Raw genomic sequence first — 20,842 nt, forward strand, 5'->3', positions numbered from 1 at the left:
AGGGGTGGGTCTGCGTCGACCTCAGTTGTGCTTGTGCAGCGCCTCGTTGAGTGCGATGCCGTCGCCCTTCCACGGCACGACCTCGACCGCGCCGGTCAGGCTGTTGCGACGGAACAGCAGGTTCGACTGGCCCGCCAGATCGCGTGCCTTGATCTGGGTGCCGTCCGGACCGGTCACCTTGGTGCCGGCGGTGACGTACAGGCCCGCCTCGATGACGCAGTCGTCGCCGAGCGGGATGCCGCAGCCGGCATTGGCGCCGAGCAGGCAGCGCTTGCCCAGCGAGATGATCTCCTTGCCGCCACCGGAGAGCGTGCCCATCGTCGACGCGCCGCCACCGATGTCGGAACCGTCGCCGACGACGACACCGGCCGAGATACGACCCTCGACCATCGACGACCCGAGGGTGCCCGCGTTGAAGTTCACGAAGCCCTCGTGCATCACGGTGGTGCCGGCGGCCAGGTGGGCGCCGAGACGGATGCGGTCGGCGTCACCGATGCGGACGCCGCCGGGGACGACGTAATCGACCATGCGCGGGAACTTGTCGATCGAGTAGACGGTGACCGGGCCGCGGGCGCGCAGCTTGGCGCGCACCGATTCGAAATTCTCGATCGCGCACGGGCCGTGGTTGGTCCAGACGACGTTGGTGAGCATCCCGAAGATGCCCTCCAGGTTGGCGCCGTGCGGCTCGATGAGGCGGTGGGAGAGCAGGTGGAGTCGGAGGTAGACGTCGTAGGCGTCGACCGGAGCGACCGACAGGTCGGCGATGGCGGTGCGGACCGCGATGGTCTTGACGCCGCGGGCCTCGTCGACACCGACCAGTTCGCGCAGTTCCGCCGGCGTGGACTCCTCGTCGAGGACGACGGTCTCGGCGGTCTCGACGCCGTCGAGCTCGGGTGCGGGGAACCAGACGTCGAGCACGACTCCCGGAGTCGACCCCCCGTCGATCACGGTTGCGATGCCAGTTGCGTGTGCGCCAGTAGTTGTCACGAGACCCGAGTCTAGGCGATCGACCGTGGTGAACGACGCCGTGCCTCCTGCTGCCCGCCGCCGGTCACGCTCCGGGGGCAGATAGGGGCCCGCCCGTCATCCGAACGGCGCAAACACCTGGTGAGAGCGTGTTCGGAGCTCGTATCGTCGCCGGCATGACCGGCCGCGACCGACCCTCCTCACCCGCCCCGCGGCGTAGGCGTCGCCGGCTCTGGGTGTTCGGCGGGGTGGGCCTGCTGGTCGTGGTCGTCGTCGCGGTCGCCGCGGTGATCTTCCAGCCGTGGCTGATCCTCGTCGACACCGAGGTCGACGACGAGATCCCGGTCGCGGTGACTCCGTCGACCTCCCAGGTCGGTCAACCGCTGCCGCCCGCGCCCGTCGTGCTGTCCGAGGGTCGGCTGATCAGCCACGAGCACTCGACCTCGGGGACCGTCACGATCATCGAGAAGCCGGACGGTACACGGGTTCTCGCGATCGAGAACCTCGACACCACCACCGGACCCGACGTCCACGTGTGGCTGTCGCAGGCCGAGGTGGTCGAGGGTTTCGGCGGCTGGCGGACCGCCGCCGGTCCGCCCCACGTCGACCTCGGGATGATCAAAGGCAACAAGGGCAACCAGGTCTACGGGATCCCCGCCGACGTCGACCTCGCCGCCTATCCTGCAGTGTTCCTGTGGTGCGTGAAGTTCAGCGTCTCGTTCGGAGCAGCGGAACTGACCGCACCGGACGTCCGCTGATCCATGTCGGTTGAGCGGGTAGAAACCCAGATACGGTAGGTGCGTGAGCACCGCACTCGACCTCGCCGCCGATCCCGTCGAACTGACCGCCGCCCTCGTCGACATCGAGAGCGAGTCGCGCAACGAGTCGGCCATCGCCGACGCGGTGGAAGCGGCACTGCGGGAGCAGACGACGGGCTTCGAGATCCTCCGGCACGGCAACCGGGTGCTGGCCCGCACCAACCGTGGGAAGGCGCAGCGCGTCATCCTCGCCGGACACCTCGACACCGTGCCCGTCGCCGGCAACCTGCCCTCGCGACGCGAGACGCACCCGGAAGAGGGGGACGTCCTGCACGGTTGCGGCACCGTCGACATGAAGTCGGGCGACGCGGTGTTCCTGCATCTCGCCGCGACACTCGAGGACCCGGCCCACGACCTGACCCTGATCTTCTACGACTGCGAGGAGATCGCCGCCGAGTTCAACGGCCTCAACGACATCGAGCGGGAACTGCCGGAGTGGCTCGCCGGTGACGTCGCGATTCTCGGCGAACCCACCGCCGGTCTCATCGAGGCGGGTTGCCAGGGGACGCTGCGGGTTCGGCTCGCGACGTCGGGGACGCGATCGCACTCGGCCCGCTCGTGGATGGGCGACAACGCGATCCACAAGCTCGGCGGAGTGCTGACCACCCTGGCCGCCTACGAGCCGCGCCGCGTCGACATCGACGGGTGCGAGTACCGCGAGGGACTCTCGGCGGTCGGGCTCGCCGGAGGTGTTGCGGGCAACGTCATCCCCGACGCCGCGCACGTCGACGTGAACTTCCGTTTCGCCCCGGACCGGTCCGTCGAGCAAGCACTCGATCATGTCCGCGAGGTCTTCGCCGCCGATCTCGCCGACGGCACGGTCACCCTCGAGGTCACCGACGCCGCGGCCGGCGCGCTGCCCGGCCTGGCACATCCGGCGGCGGCTGCTCTCGTCGAGGCCGCGCAGGGACGATTCCGCGCTAAGTACGGGTGGACCGACGTCTCGCGGTTCTCGGCCCTCGGCATCCCCGCGGTGAACCTCGGCCCCGGCGACCCGAATCTCGCGCATCGCCGCGACGAGCGGGTCCCGGTCGAGCAGATCCGCACGGTCACCGAACTGCTTCGCGCCTACCTGTCCTGAGCCGGCCCGGCCCTGTCCTGAGCCAGTTCGACGCGGTCGGGGAGGGGCGTCACACGCTGCTAGCGTGACCTGCATGTCGACGAATCCGGAACCTCCTGCGCACGATCCCGCCGCAGACGACGTCTGCTACGTCGGGCCGATCCGAATCCGGCCGGAACAGCGGGGCAAGACGACCGACCGGCGCCTTCTCGAGTGGGTCGACCCGCGTGACCCGGAGAGCCGCGCCGAACGCACGATGCGCGACTCGTGGCGGGTGCTGCGCATCCAGTCGGAGTTCGTCGCCGGATTCGACGCGATGAGCGGCGTCGCCGAGGCGGTGACCGTGTTCGGGTCCGCGCGGTTGAAGCCGGACTCGCCGGAATACGCCCTCGGTGTGCGGGTCGGTCGAGCGCTCGGTGAGGCCGGTTATGCGGTCATCACCGGTGGCGGACCCGGCGCAATGGAGGCGGCGAACCAGGGGGCGCACGAGGCGGGCGCCCAGTCGATCGGCCTGAACATCGAGTTGCCCTTCGAGCAGGGCCTCAATCCGTGGGTCGACCTCGGCATGAACTTCCGCTACTTCTTCGTCCGCAAGACGATGTTCGTGAAATACGCGCAGGCCTTCGTCTGCCTGCCCGGCGGTATGGGCACGCTCGACGAGCTGTTCGAGGCGCTCACCCTGGTGCAGACCAAGAAGGTGGTGCGATTCCCGATCGTGCTGGTGGGCAGCGACTTCTGGGGTGGACTGCTCGACTGGATGCGCGACGTGCTGGCCGCGCGCGGCATGATCTCGCCCGAGGACCTCGACCTGCTGACCGTCGTCGACGACCCCGACGACGTCGTCGCAGCGATCGAGGCGGCCGCCCCGACGCAGCCCGGCGTGAACCCGCCCGGAGTCGATGGCACGATTGCCCGGTGAGTGCCGTCTGTGTCTATTGTGCGTCCGGTCCCGTCGAGCAGCGCTTCCTCGATCTCGCCACCGAGGTGGGGGCGGCCCTTGCACGTGCCGGCCACACCGTCGTCTCCGGCGGCGGCAACGTCTCGATGATGGGTTCGCTGGTCACATCGGCGCGAGCGGCGGGCGGCCACACCATCGGCATCATCCCGAGGTCGCTGATCGAGCGCGAGGTCGCCGACCTCGGGTCCGACGAACTCGTCATCACCGAGACGATGCGTGAACGCAAGCGCCTCATGGACGAGCGCGCCGACGGTTTCATCACGCTCCCCGGGGGTATCGGAACCCTGGAGGAGCTGTTCGAGACCTGGACGGGTGGGTACCTGGGCATGCACGAGAAGCCGGTGGTCCTGCTCGATCCTTTCGATTTCTACGCGCCGCTCCTCGGCTGGCTGAGAGAGTTGTCGACAACCGGATTCGTCTCCCAGCGATCGTTGGATCGGCTGCTGGTCACGGCCTCCGTCGGCGAGGCGATCGAGTTGGCGACACAGCGGTGGGAACTTCCTACCGGCCGGTAAGGTAGCGCGGTGAGTGCGCGGGGCACTCACGACGCCCAGCGGAGAGCGGAGGCCACATGTCCCCAGAGACCCAGCCCAAGGACGTCCAGTCGGACTCGACGACGAACGGTTCGAGCCAGGACACGGTGAAGACGGTCGGGGTGGGGGATCTCCTGCGCGGCGTGGTGAAGATGGCGCCACACGCGACCGGGATGATCAAGCACGCACCGGGCCTCATCCGACGCCCGCCGGAGGCGAAGAAGACGATCGGCTCGGTCTTCCAGAAGCTCGCGAACGCTCATCCGGACCGTCCGTTCGTCCGGTTCGAGGGCCGCACGACCACCTACGGTGAGGCCAATCGCCGTGTGAACCGTTATGCCGCAGTCCTTTCCGGGGCCGGCGTCGGCAAGGGTGACGTCGTCGCCCTGCTCTCCAAGAACAACACCACCGATCTGCTGCTGATGCTGGCGACGGTGAAGCTCGGCGCGATCGCCGGGATGCTGAACTACAACCAGCGCGGGGATGTCCTCGAGCACTCGGTGAAGCTGCTCGGGGCCAAGGTCCTCGTCCACGATCCGGAGTGTGCCGAGGCCTTCGAGTCGATCCCGGAATCGGCGTTGCCCGAGCACGTCTTCGACTTCGCCGAGTTCGATGCCGCCGCCGAGGACAAGCCGGACACCGATCCGGAGGTCACCGCGCAGTTGCCGGCCTCGACGAAGGCCTTCTACATCTTCACCTCGGGTACCACCGGCATGCCCAAGGCCAGCGTGATGAGCCACAACCGGTGGCTGGCCAGCTTCTCCGGAATCGGCGGTCTCGCGGTCCGCCTGCGTCACAGCGACACCATGTACGTGCCGCTGCCGCTCTACCACAACAACGCACTGTCGGTCTCGCTGTCGTCGGTACTGGCGTCGGGCGCGTGCTTCGCGATCGGCAAGTCGTTCTCGGCGTCGAAGTTCTGGGACGACGTGATCCTCAACCGCGCCACCGCCTTCTGCTACATCGGTGAGCTGTGCCGCTACCTGCTGGCGCAGCCGGAGAAGCCCACCGACCGGCAGCACTCGGTCCACACCGTCGTCGGCAACGGGATGCGCCCCGACATCTGGGACGAGTTCCGCGAGCGGTTCGGCGTGGACCGCGTCGTCGAGTTCTACGGCGCCAGCGAACTCAACCTCGCCTTCGTCAACGCCTTCACCGTCGACAAGACCGCCGGCTTCTGCCCGCTGCCGTACAAGATCGTCGAGTACGACGAGGAGGGCAACCCGAAGCGCAACTCCGAGGGCCGGCTGACCGAGGTCGGCAAGGGCGGTACGGGTCTGTTGCTCGCGCAGATCTCCAACCGGGTGCCGGTCGACGGCTACACCGACGAGGAGGAGACCGAGAAGAAGATCGTGCGCGACGCCTTCAAGAAGGGCGATGCGTACTTCAACTCGGGCGACCTCGTCCGCGACCAGGGCTTCGCGCACATCTCCTTCGTCGACCGGCTCGGCGACACCTTCCGCTGGAAGGGCGAGAACGTGGCCACCACCGAGGTCGAAGGTGCGGTCGATTCCTACGACGCGGTGGCACAGTCGGTGGCCTACGGCGTCGAGGTGCCCGGCACCGACGGCCGCGCCGGAATGGTGGCGATCAAGTTGCGCGACGGAGTCGACCTCGAGCCGAAACGGCTCGCCGAGCACCTCTACAAGGCGCTGCCGTCCTATGCGGTGCCGCTGTTCGTGCGGATCGTAGACGACTTCGAGCAGACCTCGACCTTCAAGAACCGTAAAGTCGAACTCCGTAAGGAAGGTTATGCCGACGTCGAGGCCGATAAGGTCTACGTGCTGGTCGGCAAGGAGAAGGGCTACGTGGAGTACTACGAGGATTACCCCGACGACGTGGCGGCCGCCAAGGTCCCCAAGGGATGACCGTTTCGCCGACCCTGTGCGGTCGTCCGGTGGCCACCGACCGCGCGCTGGTCATGGCGATCGTCAACCGCACCCCTGACTCCTTCTACGACCGTGGCGCCAGCTTCGACGACACCGCCGCACAGCGACGCGTCGACCAGGTGGTCGCCGAGGGGGCCGACATCATCGATGTCGGCGGGGTGAAGGCAGGGCCCGGCGAGGAGGTCGACGCGACGACCGAGGCGGCCCGCGTCGTTCCGATGATCTCGTGGATCCGCGAGCGCCACCCCGACGTGCTGATCAGCGTAGACACGTGGCGCAGCGAGGTCGCCGACCAGGCGTGCGCGGCGGGCGCCGATCTCATCAACGACACGTGGGCCGGATTCGACCCCGAGGTGGTCGCGGTGGCGGCCGAACGCGGCGCGGGGATCGTGTGTTCGCACACCGGCGGTGCCGTCGTCCGGACTCGCCCGCATCGCGTCGCCTACGGCGACTCCGTCGACGCGGTGGTGGCCGATGTGCTCGCCGAGGTGACCGGCGCGGCCGAACGGGCCCTGGCAGCGGGCGTCCATCGAGACGCGATCGTTATCGACCCGACGCACGATTTCGGCAAGAACACTCACCACGGGCTCGCTCTGTTACGCCGTGTGAAAGATCTTGTTAATACGGGCTGGCCGGTGCTGATGGCGCTCAGCAACAAGGATTTTGTGGGGGAGACTCTGGGTACAGACCTGGAGCAACGGTTGGAGGGAACTCTCGCCGCGACCGCTCTGGCCGCCGCCGAAGGCGCCCGGATCTTTCGCGTACACGAGGTCGCCGCCACCCGTCGTGTGGTCGACATGGTCGCTGCCATCGCGGGAACGAGACCGCCCGCCCGAACAGTCAGGGGACTTGCATGACCAAGCAGAAGCGACGTAACCCCATCAGTCGCGACAAGGCCGCCGTGTGGCCGACGCCGGCCGAGGCGCTCGGTACCAAGCGGCAGTGGTCGGCGACCCACACCTGGGAACAGCCGGACTGGACCATCGACGAACTCGTCGCCGCCAAGGACGGTCGCACCGTCTCGGTGGTGCTCCCCGCTCTGAACGAGGAGGAGACCGTCGCCGACGTGATCGCCTCGATCATGCCGCTGTACGGCACGCTCGTCGACGAACTCATCGTCCTGGACTCGGGTTCCACCGATGCCACCGCCGAGCGTGCACTCGCCGCCGGCGCGCAGGTCATCAGCCGTGAAGAGGCGGTACCCGAACTCGAACCCGTCAAGGGCAAGGGAGAGGTGCTGTGGCGTTCGATCGCCGCGACCACCGGCGACATCATCGCCTTCGTCGACTCCGACCTCATCGACCCGGACCCGATGTTCGTGCCGAAGATGCTCGGCCCGCTCCTGGTGAATCCGGGCATCCACCTAGTCAAGGGTTACTACCGTCGTCCGCTGCGGACCGGCGGCACCCAGGACGCCAACGGCGGCGGTCGCGTCACCGAACTCGTCGCCCGTCCGTTGCTGGCCTCGCAGAAGCCCGACCTCACCGCGGTCCTGCAGCCGCTCGGCGGCGAGTACGCGGGCACCCGCGAGATGCTGTCGTCGGTGCCGTTCGCGCCCGGCTACGGCGTGGAGATCGGCCTCCTCATCGACACCTACGACCGGTACGGTCTCGCCGGCATCGGCCAGGTCAACCTCGGCGTCCGCACCCACCGCAACCGGCCGCTCATCGAACTCGGCGTCATGAGCCGGCAGATCGTCGGCACGCTCATGCGGCGATGCGGAATCGAGGACTCCGGTGTCGGACTCACCCAGTTCACCGCCGAGTCCGACGGCTCGTTCACCCCGCACACCACCGAGGTCTACCTCGAGGACCGTCCGCCGATGAACACGCTCCGCTCCGTCAACGCCAAGGTGATGGCCTCCTAGACGATCTCGGTAGGCTGGCCGACCACCTCTCGACTCCGGCGACACCGTGACACGCCCTCGGCGTGACGCAGTGTCGCCGGTGTCGTGTGCGGTCTGATGGCCCGACGGACGGCCGGGTGCCGCAGGGGCCGCCCGACGCCGGTCTGTCAGGATGGGACGTATGCAGACCCTGCTGCTGTACCTGCTGATCATGGCGCTCGTCGCCGGGGCAGTGTTCGCCATCGTCTGGTTCGCATTCGGGCGCGGGGAGGAACTGCCCCCGGTCGAACCCGACACCACCCTCACCCGTCTGCCGACGGTCGGGATCAGCGGCGACGACATCCGGGCGCTGCGCCTCATGCAGACGTTCCGGGGCTACAAGCAGTCCGAGGTCGACTGGGCGCTGGCGCGTCTGGCGCGCGAGGTCGACGACCTCCGAACGGTCATCGCGCGCCTTCGTGAGCGCGAGTCCGGGACAGATGTGGACCCCACCACGACGGGCGTTCCCGACGCTGCCGCAGATAATGCCGACAACCCCGAGAACGGCCGGGAGCAGGCGGTTTACGACGATCCGGACCCCAAACCGGCCACGCGCGAAGCAGGCCCGTCGATCACGTCCGACAGGTGATCGGAACACGTCGGAACAGTGCTTGTGTCGCGCACTCGCATTCGATTGAGACGACGACACGTATCATGTTCAAAGCAGGGACACTGTGAAGGGAGCTTGAGAATGGCGGCAATGAAGCCACGTACTGGGGACGGCCCCCTCGAAGCGGCCAAGGAAGGGCGTGGAATCGTTGTCCGGATTCCGATCGAGGGCGGAGGTCGCCTCGTCGTCGAGTTGACCGCCGACGAAGCCGCCGCACTGGGTGAGGAACTCCGCGGGGTCACCGGCTGAACGGAGATCTCGCCGACGTCGTCGAGCTGCTTCGATGCCCGGTGTGTGCCGGGCCTTTCGAGACCGCGCCGCCCGGGACCGGGCACGACGAGACTTCCCCGGCAGGAGCCGGGTCCAGGCCGTCGCCGCGTGGAGGATCACTCCGCTGCGGTGACGGTCATTCCTTCGACATCGCCAAACAGGGTTATGTCTCACTGCTCGACGGACGTTCGGGCTCGCTGCGTGCCGACACCGCGGCCATGGTCGCGGCCCGCGCACGTGTCCACGAAGCCGGTTTCTTCATCCCGGTTCTGGACGCGGTGGCCGAACGGACACGCGAATTCGGTGCCGGTGTCGACAAACCCGTCGTCCTGGACGCGGGAGCCGGTGGGGGCCACTACCTTCGCGCCGCGGTGACTGCCCTCGCCGACGCATCGCCCTCGATCGAGGCACGCGGGATCGGTATCGACCTCTCCAAGTTCTGTGCGCGGGCGATCTCGCGCGGCACTCCGAGCCACGCGGCGATCGTCGCCGACATCTGGCGCGGCCTACCGATCGCCGATGACGCTGCCACCGTTGCGCTCTCGGTGTTCGCGCCGCGCAATGCCGCCGAGTTCGCGCGGATACTGCAGCCCGGCGGAGGCCTCGTGGTCGTCAGCCCGGCCGCAGACCATCTCGCCGAGATCATCGCGCCGATGCAGATGCTGAGCGTCGACTCCGGCAAATCCGAACGGCTGCAGGCCACTTTCGCCGACGGTTTCGAGGTCGTCGACTCGTCGCCGGTCCGTTCCGTTCTCCAACTCGACGCGCAGACCGTCGGTGACCTCGTCGCGATGGGCCCGTCGGCCTTTCACGCCGAGGACGCCGACATCCGCTCACGTGCCGCGGAATTCGTCGGCGACGGCAGGGTCGAGGTGACGCTTTCGGTCGTCGTCACGACGTGCCGGCCGGTCGCCGGGAACTGACCACCTGCTGCGCAGGTGGTGCGTCAGCGCAGGACGGAGCGGTACACCCCGAGCGTCTGTTCGGCGATCGTCGCCCAGGAGAACTCGGCCTCGGCGCGCTCGCGACCGGCTGCCCCCATTGCCGTCGCCATCACCGGATCGGCCACGACGGCATTCACCGTCTGAGCCAGATCGTGTTCGAAGGTCTGCGGATCGACGGGGTCATAGGGCACCAGACGACCGGTGACGTGATCGCGCACCACCTCGGGGATCCCGCCGACCTCCGAGGCCACGACCGCGGTTCCGCACGCCATGGCCTCCAGGTTCACGATGCCCAACGGTTCGTACACCGAGGGGCACACGAAGACCGATGCTGCGGTGAGGATCTCGCGGATACGGGGGAGCGGCAGCATCTCCCGGACCCAGTGCACACCGGGTCGGGACGCGGACAGCTTGCCGACCGCCGCCTCGATCTCCGCGCCGATCTCCGGGGTGTCGGGCGCACCGGCGCAGAGCACCAGCTGGACGTCGGGGTGGAAGTCGTGGGCGGCCGCGACGAGATGTGCGACGCCCTTCTGACGGGTGATGCGTCCGACGAAGGCGACGATCGGACGCTGGGGATCGACGCCGAGCGCGGTCAGCGTCGACTCCAGTCCGAAGGGGTCGTCGACGGGATACCACTGGGTGGTGTCGATGCCGTTGCGCACCACGTGGACCCGCTCGGGGTCGAGCCGCGGATAGGTGTTGCAGACGTCGTTGCGCATGCCCGAGCTGACCGCGATCACCGCATCGGCGTATTCGACCGCGTTGCGTTCGACCCAGCTCGACACCCGGTAGCCACCGCCGAGTTGCTCGGCCTTCCACGGGCGTGACGGTTCGAGCGAATGTGCCGTGAGGATGTGCGGTACGCCGTACAGTTGCGCGGCGACGTGTCCGGCGAGGCCGGTGTACCACGTGTGGGAATGCACGACGTCGGCCCCTTCGGCTCCGACCGCCATGCGCAGGTCGGCGGAGAGTGTCGTGATCGCCGCATTCGCACCGGCCAGGCCCGGATCGGGTGAATAGACCGCCGCGGTGTCGCGTTCGGCACCCATGCAGTGCACGTCGACGGTCGCGAGATCGCGTAGGTGACGGACCAATTCGGTCACGTGTACGCCGGCACCGCCGTACACCTCGGGTGGATACTCCCGTGTCATCATCGCCACCCTCATGATGACGACGCTAGTGGCATCGCGGGCAGTTCGCCATTGCTGTGCGAACACGGCCGCGAATCCGTCGGCGCTGTCATCTGGCCGAGGCTGTCGATCGCGGTTAAGTTGGGGGAGTGAGATCACAGCCGCACGTCCTCGGCATCGTCCTCGCAGGCGGCGAAGGCAAACGCCTTTATCCGCTCACGATGGACCGGGCCAAGCCTGCGGTGCCCTTCGGCGGTGCCTACCGGCTGATCGACTTCGTGCTGTCGAACCTGGTCAACGCCGGATACGAGCGCATTTGCGTGCTGACGCAATACAAATCGCATTCGCTGGACCGGCACATCTCGCAGACCTGGTGGACGTCGGGTTTCCACGGCGAATACATCACGCCGGTGCCCGCACAGCAGCGCCTCGGACCCCGTTGGTACACCGGCAGCGCCGACGCGATCTTCCAGTCGATGAACCTCATCACCGACGAACAGCCCGAGTACATCGTGGTCTTCGGTGCCGATCACGTGTACCGCATGGACCCGTCGCAGATGGTCGAGGCGCACATCGCCTCCGGTGCCGACGTCACCGTCGCCGGCATCCGCGTGCCGCGTGCGGAGGCGGTCGCCTTCGGGTGCATCGACTCCGACGCCTCCGGCAAGATCACCCGATTCCTGGAGAAACCCGCGGACCCGCCCGGCACCCCGGACGACCCGAACTCGACCTTCGCCTCGATGGGTAACTACGTGTTCACCACCGAAGCGCTCGTCGAGGCACTGCGCGAGGACGCCGCCGACTCCGACTCCGACCACGACATGGGCGGCGACATCATCCCGGCCTTCGTCGCCCGCGACACCGCCTACGTCTACGACTTCAAGGACAACGAGGTGCCCGGCGCCACCGAGCGCGACAAGGGCTACTGGCGCGACGTCGGAACCCTCGACGCGTTCTACGAGGCGCACATGGATCTCGTGTCCGTGCACCCGATCTTCAACCTCTACAACGGCCGCTGGCCGATCCGCGGCGAGACACACAACCTCCCGCCGGCCAAGTTCGTCCAAGGTGGCGTGGCCGAGGACTCGGTGGTCGGTTCGGGCTGCATCATCTCGGGTGGAACCGTTCGCAATTCGGTGCTGTCATCGAACGTCATCGTCGAGGACGGCGCGATCATCGACGGCGCCGTTCTCATGCCGGGCGTACGCATCGGCAAGGGTGCGGTCGTCCGTAAGGCGATCCTCGACAAGAACGTCGTCGTCGGCGACGGCGAGCAACTCGGCGTCGACCCCGACGCCGACCGCGAACGCTTCTCCGTCAGCGCCGGTGGCGTCGTGACGGTCGGCAAGGGGATTCGGGTCTGACGCATCCCCTGCCGGCCGCGTATCGAGGTCACCCGTTCCTTCGGGGCACTGTCAGCAATAGGTATCGCCTTGGCGAAACCTATCGCTGGTCGCCTCGTCGATTGCCTGCCGAGCCCGCCCGGGTGCGAAAACTGGTCCCTTTCAGGGGCGTCCGAGGGCATATTGCCCTCCGAGGTCCCTCTCGGGGACGAGAATTACCGCGCTGGGCCGCCCGCCGCGCCCTGAGGTGCGAGCGGAGCGAGCCACGAAGGGCCGGCGACGTCATCTCACCAGGTCTTCGTGGCTCGTCGACTTCGATACGCTCCTTCGTCGCTACTCAGCCCGGCGGCTTACGCTCCTCGTACCTCAGAAAGCAGGGGGGCGCTCCTCGCACCTCAGACAGCAGGGGGCGCTCCCAGCGCCTCGGACAGCGGGGGTGTCGGCGCTCCCACCGCCGGCCGAGTAGCGCCGACCGAGCGTAGCGAGGGCGCCGCGTATCGAGGTCAGCCCGCCAACGCTGCGCGGATGAGTTCCGGGATGTCGGCGTCGGCGTCCGGGGGCAGGTCGTCGATGGGCCACCACTGCAGGTCCACCGATTCCTCGCTGCGTTCGAACTGTGGCAGACCACCGTCGGCGGTCGGGGCGGCGACCACCCGGTAGCGCACGTCGAGATGACGGGTCGGCACGCCGAGCGAGCAGGTGATCGGGTGGGTGTGCAGGTGGACGATGCCGCCGCCGGCGCCGACCTGGTCGAGATCGAGCCCCGGGATTCCGGACTCCTCGCGGGCCTCCCGCAGTGCGGCGTCGGCGAGGGTCGCGTCGGACGGTTCGCAGTGTCCGCCGAGCTGAATCCACTTGCCGACGCGGGGATGCAGGGTCAGCAGGACGTGGCTGCGATCGGCGTCGAAGACGATGGCCGACCCGGTGAGATGGCCTGCCGCACAAGCCCGCAGGCAGGCGTCGGGGGCGGCGGCGAGGAACGCGAGGTAGGCGTGCCGAAGGCTGTCCTGTCCCGACTCGGGCGCCTCCCAGGCGGTCAATGCCTCGACAGCCGAGGCGTGCAGGGATTCCGCGCTCACAGTTCGATCACCCATTCGTCGGTCGGCGCCGCATCGCGCAGCGGGGCGGCTTCGAGGGGATGTCCGATGGCGACCGCGCCGAGGGGCTCCCACGACGCGTCCAAGTCGAGGACACGACGCACCGTCGATGCGGCGAAGATCGTGGAGCCCACCCAGCAACTGCCGATCTCGCGGACCGACAGCGCGATCAGCAGGCTCGCCACGGCACCGCCGGCGGCCACCGTGAACATGGTGTGCTCGGCGGCATTCCGGCGCTCGTCGGGGTACTCGTGCACGCCGTCGGGCACGAGGAACGGGATCACCAGTTCTGGTGCGTCGTACAGGATCTGGCCCCGACGGAGACGCTTCTCGATCGACTCGGGTGTCTTGGAATCGGATTCGAGGTCGGCGCGCCATTCGGCGGTCATCGCGTCGAGCAGCGCACGACGCCGCTCCGCCGAGCGCACCCACACGAACCGCACCGGATGGGTGTGGTGCGGCGCGGGCGCGGTGAGGGCCTCGCCCAGAGCGGCGCGCATCAGTTCCGGGTCGACCGGCCGGGCGTCGAAGGCGCGTACGGAGCGACGGGTGCGGATGGCCTCGCGACGACCCAGCGCGATCGCCTCCTCGGTGCCCAGCCGGAAGAGGTCCTCCTCGGCGGGCCGGATCAGGTCGGCGGCGGTCGAACCGTCGTCGGCGGGCGCGAACCCGCGCACGACGGCCACCGGAACGGCGGCGAGCTTGCCCTTGACCAGATCCGCGGCCGCGGACAGTTCGTCGGCGACCGCGATGTCGGTCACCACCAACGGGTTTCCGTAGTCGTCGGTGCCGCCGTCGTAGGGATGGGTGACGGCGATCCCCGCCGATCCGATCGCGACATCGGTCTGGCCGGTGCGCCAGGCACGACCCATCGTGTCGGTGATGATCACCGCGACCTCGAGGCCGGCGCGCTCGGCGATGGCGGCCCGCAGTCGTCTCGCGCTGCCGTCGGGGTCCTCGGGGAGCAGGGCCAACTGGTCGGAGCGCACGTTGGAGCCGTCGATCCCGGCCGCGGCCTGGACCAGACCCAGACGGTTCTCGGTGATCAGCGTTCGGTTCTTGCGGGCGAGGACCCGCACCGACTCGGCCTCGACGAGCTTGCGGCGCAGTGCATCACGTTCTTCCGGATCGGCCGGGGCATCGACCATGCGGCCCTCGGCCTTCGAGATGATCTTGCTGGTCACGACCAGCACATCGCCGGATTCCAACCACGGTGCGGCGGCGAGGATCTCGGCGGCGACGTCGGATTCGGGCGTGAACTCGGGGAGACCGGTGACCGGCCGGATCTCCAGGCCGTTCGGGGCGCGGTGATCGGCGAGGTCGCTCACTCGGTGCCCACGTTCTGTTCCGGCATGGCCACGTCGACGAGTGCGCAGGCAGCGCGGATCATCTGAGCGGTGGCCTGCGGGTCGGTCATCAGCAACGGTGCGGAACCGATGGCGATGCCGTCGACCTGAGCGCGATCGCCCTCGGCGATCAGCCAACCGTCGAGGATGCCATTGCCGCTGCGGGCACCGTAGTGGGCGGCGACCGCCTCGGCGGACGACTCGACGCCGATCACCGACAGGCACTCGTCGGCCATGCCGCGCAGCGGCCGGTTGTCGATGATCGGCGAGACACCGACAACCGGGGCCTTCGTGGTGCGCAGCGCACTGCGCATCCCGGGAACGCTCACGATCGCGCCGATGCTCACCACCGGGTTCGACGGTGCGAGCAGGATGACGTCGGCGTCGCTGATCGCGTCGAGGACTCCGGGTGCGGGGGTGGTGTCGTCCGATCCCACCTGCGCGAAGCCGAAGGTCGGGACCTGGGCGCGGTGGCGAACCCACCATTCCTGGAAGTGGATGGCCACGCGCTCGCCCTCATCGCCGTCCGGTTTGGCGATCACCACATGCGTTTCGTGCCGGTCGTCGGTCACCGGCAGCAGGCGCACGCCCGGATTCCACCGGCGGGACAGGGCGGCGGTCACATCGGACAGTCTGTACCCGGCGTCGAGCATCTGCGTCCGGATCAGATGAGTTGCGAGATCGCGGTCGCCGAGACCGAACCAATCCGGGTCGGCGCCGTAGGCGGCGAGTTCCTCTTTCGCGTGCCAGGTTTCGCCGCGCCGGCCCCACCCGCGTTCGGGATCGATGCCGCCGCCGAGGGTGTACATGCACGTGTCGAGGTCGGGGCAGATACGCACACCATGCATCCACGCGTCGTCGCCGACATTGACGATCGCGGTGATCTGATGTCCGCCGACACCGAGGGTGGGGTCGTCGGGATGCGGCGGGAACGGGGTGGTGCCGAGCAGTTCGCGCAGTCCGAGGAGGAAACGCGCGCCTCCCACGCCGCCGACGAGTACGGTCACCTTCACAGCAGGTACTCCTTCACACCGCCACTCTAGTGGTCGGCCGCGAGGGCCCGTACGCCGCTGTCGCGCCCGTCCAGCGGGCGGGGAGGAGGGCTCGGGAGTGTGATCTTCACTTCGCCTTCGAGCCGTCGTCGTGTCGGGTCACAGATTTGACGGCACGCGATGGTAAAGGGAATTCTTCGATTCAACTTGACCGGGACCGCCCCCGGCGTGTCTAATCACATCAGTGTCATTCCGAGTTTGAGATCGAGAACATTCGAGGTCGAGAACCACTGGCCTCCAAGGGATTCGATCGTATGTTCGAACTCGGTGAGAGGGTCGGTGCCGGCAGTGAAGGGGCCGTCGCTCGGGCGCTGTGTACAACGGATGCAGGGAGTCGCTGCATCCCGAGTACAAGTGGTGTGGCAGCAGTGGTGGGTACGGCAGCACGTCGTGTTCGCAAAGGACAGTCAACGACCAACATCCCGAGCTAGGAGGCGCCGACGATGGCTTTGGACAATCCGATCGGCAATCCGCTTGAACCACATATTCGCCCGCAATTCATCGCAGAGTCGCACGTCATGACATCCACCCCGGAAATCGGTACCGCAGAGTTTCGCACCCTTGGGCCCGTTGACGATTCGATGATCGGTGGCACCGCGCGTGCGGCCGCGCTCGAATCTTCTGCCGACGCAACCGATCTCGTCGAATCCGACGCAGACGATGCCACCGGCCGTCGTCATCTGGCCTTGGTGCCCAACGACTTCGACGACCTGTTCGACGCCGTCGAGGAGCAGTGGCAGGACCGCGCACTGTGCGCGCAGACCGACCCGGAGGCGTTCTTCCCGGAAAAGGGTGGATCGACACGTGAGGCCAAGCGCATCTGCCAGGGCTGCGAGGTCAAGGCAGAGTGCCTGGAGTACGCGCTCCACAACGACGAACGCTTCGGGATCTGGGGCGGCCTGTCGGAGCGTGAGCGCCGGCGCCTGAAGCGCGGCATCATCTGAGGAGTCGCCGGAGCGGCGTCATCCGAACAATCGAATTACCCAGCGAGAGCTGGACGCTCGACGTTCAGGCGTCGAACGCGATCATCGACCGCGGATCACTCAGGTCCGCGGTCGATCGTGTCTTCGTCGACGCCCAGGTGGGTCGCGACCTGCTGGACGAGGACCTCGTGCACGAGCTCGAGGAGATCCGCACCCTTCTTGGCCCGTGACTCCAGCGGCCGGCGGAACAAGATGATCTGAGCCCGCGTCGGCACCCCGTGGACGTCCATTCCCGCGGGGATCAACCTGGCGAGCGGCACCGCCCCGTCGGCGGTCACCTCGTCGGGCCACTCGACGGTCTCGGGATCGCGGGGGAGCAGTCGCGGGATCTCGTCGACGGCGATGTCGAGCCCGGCCAGCTGGTCGTGCCACTGGGCGTCGATCTCGGCGAAGGCCTCGAGCGCGACGGCGTCGAACTCGTCCGAACGGGTGTTGTAGGCGGGCACGTTCTGCGGTAGCAGCGGGGAACGCAGGCCGCGGCCACGCCGGTCTCGGTACCGTCCGACCCGGCGTCGGCCACGACGGATTCCCGACTGGCCGATCGAGCCGCGCGGCGTCGGCTTCGGGTGGATGCGCATGGCGCGATTCTATGAGGTCGCGATGGCCCCTGTCGCCCCGCCTGCCCCCATCTGAGCGTGTCGACTCTGTGGTTGCGGACAGTGGGGGCTAATCTCGTCACGTGAAGCTTCCCCGTCTGTGCTGCCGACCCGGCTGCGCCCGATCCGCGGTGGCTACCCTGACCTTCGTCTACGCCGAATCGACTGCGGTGATCGGTCCGCTGGCGACCTCACAGGAGCCGCATTCCTGGGATCTGTGCGACGACCACGCCCGACGGATCACCGTCCCCCGGGGCTGGGAGATGCTGCGCAGTGAGCGGGGATTCTCGGTGCCCGCCGAGGACCACGAGCTGACCGCCCTCGCCGAGGCCGTCCGCGAGGCCGGCGCCGTCGCCGGTGGCGGACGCCCGGGTTTCGTCGACAGCGGGCCCCGCGGTCGTAATTCCGACCGGACGTCGGCCGACTCTCTCGATGCCTTCGACTCGCGAGCCCTCGACGAGGCGCGTGCGGCCGACGCTGCGTACGAAGCCGCCCTCGCCGACCGCCGCAGCGGCCGCCATCGCGCCGGCCCTGTCGACTCGCCGTCACAGCCATCGGCCACCCCGGGTGTGCCCCGCCACCAGACACGACCCCGGCCGGGTCGCCGCGGTCATCTGCGGGTTCTCCCCGATCCGGTCGACTGACCGGAGACCACCACGCAGGGGGCGTGGAACCCGTTGTCGCCGTCGGGGGACGCGAATCGTCGGACTCCCTGTTCGAGGCCGGCCGTCGGCCCCACCTCGATGCCGGGACCGAACGAGTGACTGTGTCGCGTACCCGGGCGTGTGTCCCCGCGGCTGGCTACGCTGGTTCCATGCGCACCGGTACACCCGACCTCGATGATGCCGAGGAGTTGATCTCCGCGGACGTCGACGGTCTGTTGCGGGCCGTCGCACTCGCCGGCGCGCAGGTTCGTGCCACCGCCGAGGCCGTCCGCGAGGGCGTAGTGGCCCCGCTCGCCGATCTGCGACCCCGCAGCGTCGTGATCGTCCACGGCTCCAGCGAGGTCTCGCATCGAGCCGCCGAGCTGGGGGTCGCCACCCTCGCCGCGCGCGTCGACGTGCCGCTCGTGACGGGTCCAGTCCTGCCGGGATGGGTTGGCCCGCTCGACGTCGTGATCGTGGCCGGTGAGGATGCGGGCGACATGGCCCTGGCCGATGCGGCCGCCCGGGCGCTGCGTCGTCGGGCCGAGGTGGTCGTGGCCGCACCCAACGCCGGTCCTCTCCGAGACGCGGTGGGTGGCAACGGGATCGACCTCTCGCCGCGGTTCGACGTCGAGCCGCGTTTCCGGTTCGTCGGTTTCGTCGCCGCACTTCTCGCGGTCTTCAGTGGTCTCACCCAGGTCCGGGTGACCGGTCCGGTGCCCGCACTCGACGACCTGGCCGATGCTCTCGACGCCGAGGCCTCGGGCTCGCACCCGTCGCGGGAGACCTTCCACAACCGGGCCAAGTCGCTGGCCGTGCGTGTGCAGGGCCGTCCCTCCGTCTGGACGTCGGATTCACCGGCGGGTTCGGTACTGGCCGTGCATGCCGTGACGAGTCTTCTCGCATTCGCCGGGATCGTCGGTGCCGTCGCCGAACTCGGTGACGTGGCGCGGATGGCCCGGCTCCTGGATTCGCGATCAGGCACCGCGCCGGCTGTCGATTCGATCTTCTACGACCCGGAGTTCGACGGCCCGGCGCAGGAGCCCGCTCCGCGCGTCATGGTCGTGTCGACCGCCCGTCGTGAGTGGTACACCCGGCAGCGGGTGATGGGGCTCGGCGACGTCGACCTGGTGGTCGGCACCGACGAGGGAGACGCGTTGCCGCAGAACGGCGGGCAACCGTGGGACGATCGACGGCCGGTGCCGGGTGAGGACCCGGTGGCCGACGGCCCGGGCGACCTGCTCGATTTCCTGGTCGTCGCTTTGCGGGTCGAGATGGCGGCGGTGTATCTCCGCCTGATTGGGAACACGGTGCAATGAGGATTCTCGACGGAGTGGTGCGCCCCTACGCATGGGGCTCACGAACAGCCATCGCGTCTATCCAGGGGAGGCCTGTCCCGTCGGCGCATCCGGAAGCCGAGTTGTGGTTCGGTTCGCATCCGGCGGGCTCGGCGCGGTGCGTCGACCCCTCGGGTCCGGAGCAGGACCTCGTCGAGGTGATCGATGCCGATCCGGTGGCGACCCTCGGGGCGGCGAGCGCGGCCGAGTTCGGCAACCGACTGCCGTTCCTGCTCAAGATCCTCGCCGCCGAGGAGGCGCTGTCACTGCAGGCGCACCCGTCCGCAGACCAGGCGCGTGAGGGGTTCGAGCGGGAGAACGCCCGCGGCCTCGCCCTCGAGGCCCGTGACCGGAACTATCGCGACCCGTGGCACAAGCCGGAGCTGATCGTCGCCACGACGCCCTTCGACGCCCTGGCCGGTTTCCGCGATCCGCACAAGACCGTCGCACTACTGCGCGAACTGCAAGTCAGCGAACTCGACCACTACTTGGGAATGCTTGCCGGACAACCCGATTCCGAGGGTCTGCGGGCAGTGTTCACCACTTGGTTGACGCTGCCGGAGGCGTCGATCCGGCAGCTCGTGCCCGCGGTCCTGCACGGCGCGATCGAGGTGCTGAGCTCGGGAAGCACGGAGTTCGCCGCCGAACTGCGCACGGTGTGCGAGCTCGGCGAGGACTATCCGAACGATCCCGGTGTGCTCGCCTCGCTGCTGCTCAATCACGTGCATCTCGAGCCGGGGGAGGGTCTGTACCTGCCCGCCGGCAACCTCCACGCGTACCTGCGGGGTACCGGTGTCGAGATCATGGCCAACTCCGACAACGTGTTGCGCGGCGGCCTCACGCCCAAGCACATCGACGTCCCGGAGCTGTTGCGCGTCCTCGACTTCACTCCGGTCGACGCTGCCCAGATGGCGCCGCCGGTGCGCATGATCGGCGCCGAGCGTGTCTACCTCACCCCGGCGCCGGAGTTCCGGCTGTCGCGGATCGAGTTGGACGGCACCGGATTGCATCACTCGTCGTCGATCTGCTTCGACATGCCAGGACCGCAGATCCTCGCCGTGCTCAGCGGTGCGATCGAGGTCCGTCCCGCCGGCGGCGCGCCGCTGACCGTGAAATCGGGTCAGGCGCTGTGGATCACGGACGACGACCCGGACGTGATCGTGCGGGCCGCATCGGCGCGCGCGGTCTTCTACCGCGCGCTCGTGCCGGTCGCGGTGTCTGCGGCCGAGGAGGTGTCGGCGTCCGCGCCGGCCGCGGTGACCGCCACCGAGTGACACCGCGGGGTCATCCGCCGGAGTCGCTCACGGGATCCGTTCGCGCTCATCATCAACGGGTGAGCGGTAACGGACAGGGTGAGCGAGAGTCCGACGCCGCCGAC

Annotated in this window: 21 protein-coding genes; 15 read left to right on the forward strand and 6 right to left on the reverse strand. The window is 68.4% G+C overall.

What is annotated here, in order from left to right:
- Positions 1–21: 21 nt before the first annotated feature.
- Complete coding sequence (gene dapD, locus GONAM_RS04645) at positions 22–987, reverse strand: 2,3,4,5-tetrahydropyridine-2,6-dicarboxylate N-succinyltransferase (protein WP_083876380.1); 966 nt, start codon at positions 985–987, stop codon at positions 22–24.
- 215 nt (positions 988–1,202) lie between these two features.
- Between dapD and GONAM_RS04650 the strand changes: the two genes are divergently transcribed.
- The 10 genes from GONAM_RS04650 to GONAM_RS04690 all read left to right on the forward strand — a co-directional run bounded on the left by GONAM_RS04650 (position 1,203) and on the right by GONAM_RS04690 (position 9,912).
- Entirely contained in the window at positions 1,203–1,724 is a 522-nt protein-coding gene (locus tag GONAM_RS04650) for a DM13 domain-containing protein (protein ID WP_040535420.1), read from the forward strand.
- A 43-nt stretch (positions 1,725–1,767) separates the two neighbouring features.
- Positions 1,768–2,865 carry a succinyl-diaminopimelate desuccinylase gene (gene dapE, locus GONAM_RS04655; RefSeq protein ID WP_006865624.1) on the forward strand — a complete coding sequence of 366 codons (1,098 nt, stop codon included), beginning with the start codon at positions 1,768–1,770 and terminating at the stop codon, positions 2,863–2,865.
- Between the two features lie 73 nt (positions 2,866–2,938).
- Entirely contained in the window at positions 2,939–3,763 is an 825-nt protein-coding gene (locus tag GONAM_RS04660) for an LOG family protein (protein WP_006865625.1), read from the forward strand.
- Positions 3,760–4,317 (forward strand): LOG family protein, encoded by a 558-nt coding sequence (locus tag GONAM_RS04665; protein WP_006865626.1) that lies wholly within the window; start codon positions 3,760–3,762, stop codon positions 4,315–4,317. The genes GONAM_RS04660 and GONAM_RS04665 overlap by 4 nt, the downstream gene beginning before the upstream one ends.
- A gap of 56 nt (positions 4,318–4,373) precedes the next feature.
- The gene (locus GONAM_RS04670; protein ID WP_006865627.1) at positions 4,374–6,203 is read left to right on the forward strand and encodes a long-chain-acyl-CoA synthetase; all 1,830 of its coding nucleotides are present in this window, start codon (positions 4,374–4,376) and stop codon (positions 6,201–6,203) included.
- Entirely contained in the window at positions 6,200–7,081 is an 882-nt protein-coding gene (gene folP / locus GONAM_RS04675; RefSeq protein ID WP_006865628.1) for a dihydropteroate synthase, read from the forward strand. The genes GONAM_RS04670 and folP overlap by 4 nt, the downstream gene beginning before the upstream one ends.
- On the forward strand, positions 7,078–8,091 hold the full coding sequence (locus GONAM_RS04680; RefSeq protein ID WP_006865629.1) for a glucosyl-3-phosphoglycerate synthase: 1,014 nt from the start codon (positions 7,078–7,080) through the stop codon (positions 8,089–8,091). The genes folP and GONAM_RS04680 overlap by 4 nt, the downstream gene beginning before the upstream one ends.
- Before the next feature lie 160 nt (positions 8,092–8,251).
- Positions 8,252–8,698, forward strand: a complete 447-nt coding sequence (locus GONAM_RS04685) for a DivIVA domain-containing protein (protein ID WP_006865630.1) — start codon at positions 8,252–8,254, stop codon at positions 8,696–8,698.
- A 102-nt stretch (positions 8,699–8,800) separates the two neighbouring features.
- On the forward strand, positions 8,801–8,968 hold the full coding sequence (locus GONAM_RS22345; protein ID WP_004019232.1) for a DUF3117 domain-containing protein: 168 nt from the start codon (positions 8,801–8,803) through the stop codon (positions 8,966–8,968).
- A gap of 41 nt (positions 8,969–9,009) precedes the next feature.
- Positions 9,010–9,912, forward strand: a complete 903-nt coding sequence (locus GONAM_RS04690) for a putative RNA methyltransferase (protein WP_006865631.1) — start codon at positions 9,010–9,012, stop codon at positions 9,910–9,912.
- A gap of 23 nt (positions 9,913–9,935) precedes the next feature.
- On the opposite strand, the gene glgA is transcribed toward GONAM_RS04690, so the two are convergent.
- Positions 9,936–11,102 (reverse strand): glycogen synthase, encoded by a 1,167-nt coding sequence (glgA, locus tag GONAM_RS04695; RefSeq protein ID WP_217997543.1) that lies wholly within the window; start codon positions 11,100–11,102, stop codon positions 9,936–9,938.
- 113 nt (positions 11,103–11,215) lie between these two features.
- On the opposite strand from glgA, the gene glgC reads away from it, so the two are divergent.
- Complete coding sequence (gene glgC / locus GONAM_RS04700; RefSeq protein WP_006865633.1) at positions 11,216–12,430, forward strand: glucose-1-phosphate adenylyltransferase; 1,215 nt, start codon at positions 11,216–11,218, stop codon at positions 12,428–12,430.
- A gap of 482 nt (positions 12,431–12,912) precedes the next feature.
- Here glgC and GONAM_RS04705 read toward each other — a convergent pair whose 3' ends face one another.
- The 3 genes from GONAM_RS04705 to cofD are packed head-to-tail and all read right to left on the reverse strand — an operon-like array spanning position 12,913 to position 15,865.
- The gene (locus GONAM_RS04705; protein WP_006865634.1) at positions 12,913–13,488 is read right to left on the reverse strand and encodes an NUDIX hydrolase; all 576 of its coding nucleotides are present in this window, start codon (positions 13,486–13,488) and stop codon (positions 12,913–12,915) included.
- A complete protein-coding gene (locus GONAM_RS04710) occupies positions 13,485–14,834 on the reverse strand; it encodes a coenzyme F420-0:L-glutamate ligase (protein WP_006865635.1) in 1,350 nt (449 codons plus the stop codon). Before GONAM_RS04710 ends, GONAM_RS04705 begins: the two co-directional genes overlap by 4 nt.
- A complete protein-coding gene (gene cofD, locus GONAM_RS04715; RefSeq protein ID WP_006865636.1) occupies positions 14,831–15,865 on the reverse strand; it encodes a 2-phospho-L-lactate transferase in 1,035 nt (344 codons plus the stop codon). Before cofD ends, GONAM_RS04710 begins: the two co-directional genes overlap by 4 nt.
- A gap of 719 nt (positions 15,866–16,584) precedes the next feature.
- Between cofD and GONAM_RS22815 the strand changes: the two genes are divergently transcribed.
- Positions 16,585–16,848: a WhiB family transcriptional regulator gene (locus tag GONAM_RS22815; protein ID WP_174310842.1), complete on the forward strand. Its 264-nt coding sequence runs from the start codon at positions 16,585–16,587 to the stop codon at positions 16,846–16,848.
- A gap of 95 nt (positions 16,849–16,943) precedes the next feature.
- On the opposite strand, the gene GONAM_RS04725 is transcribed toward GONAM_RS22815, so the two are convergent.
- Positions 16,944–17,465 carry a metallopeptidase family protein gene (locus tag GONAM_RS04725; protein ID WP_006865638.1) on the reverse strand — a complete coding sequence of 174 codons (522 nt, stop codon included), beginning with the start codon at positions 17,463–17,465 and terminating at the stop codon, positions 16,944–16,946.
- A 101-nt stretch (positions 17,466–17,566) separates the two neighbouring features.
- Between GONAM_RS04725 and GONAM_RS04730 the strand changes: the two genes are divergently transcribed.
- The 3 genes from GONAM_RS04730 to manA all read left to right on the forward strand — a co-directional run bounded on the left by GONAM_RS04730 (position 17,567) and on the right by manA (position 20,738).
- Positions 17,567–18,127: a DUF3499 domain-containing protein gene (locus GONAM_RS04730; RefSeq protein WP_174310836.1), complete on the forward strand. Its 561-nt coding sequence runs from the start codon at positions 17,567–17,569 to the stop codon at positions 18,125–18,127.
- Positions 18,128–18,297: 170 nt separating this feature from the next.
- Positions 18,298–19,446 carry a hypothetical protein gene (locus tag GONAM_RS04735; protein ID WP_040535470.1) on the forward strand — a complete coding sequence of 383 codons (1,149 nt, stop codon included), beginning with the start codon at positions 18,298–18,300 and terminating at the stop codon, positions 19,444–19,446.
- On the forward strand, positions 19,443–20,738 hold the full coding sequence (manA, locus tag GONAM_RS04740) for a mannose-6-phosphate isomerase, class I (RefSeq protein WP_006865641.1): 1,296 nt from the start codon (positions 19,443–19,445) through the stop codon (positions 20,736–20,738). The genes GONAM_RS04735 and manA overlap by 4 nt, the downstream gene beginning before the upstream one ends.
- Positions 20,739–20,842: the final 104 nt, after the last annotated feature.

Origin of the sequence: Gordonia namibiensis NBRC 108229 (assembly GCF_000298235.1) — a bacterium.
Classification (GTDB): domain Bacteria; phylum Actinomycetota; class Actinomycetes; order Mycobacteriales; family Mycobacteriaceae; genus Gordonia; species Gordonia namibiensis.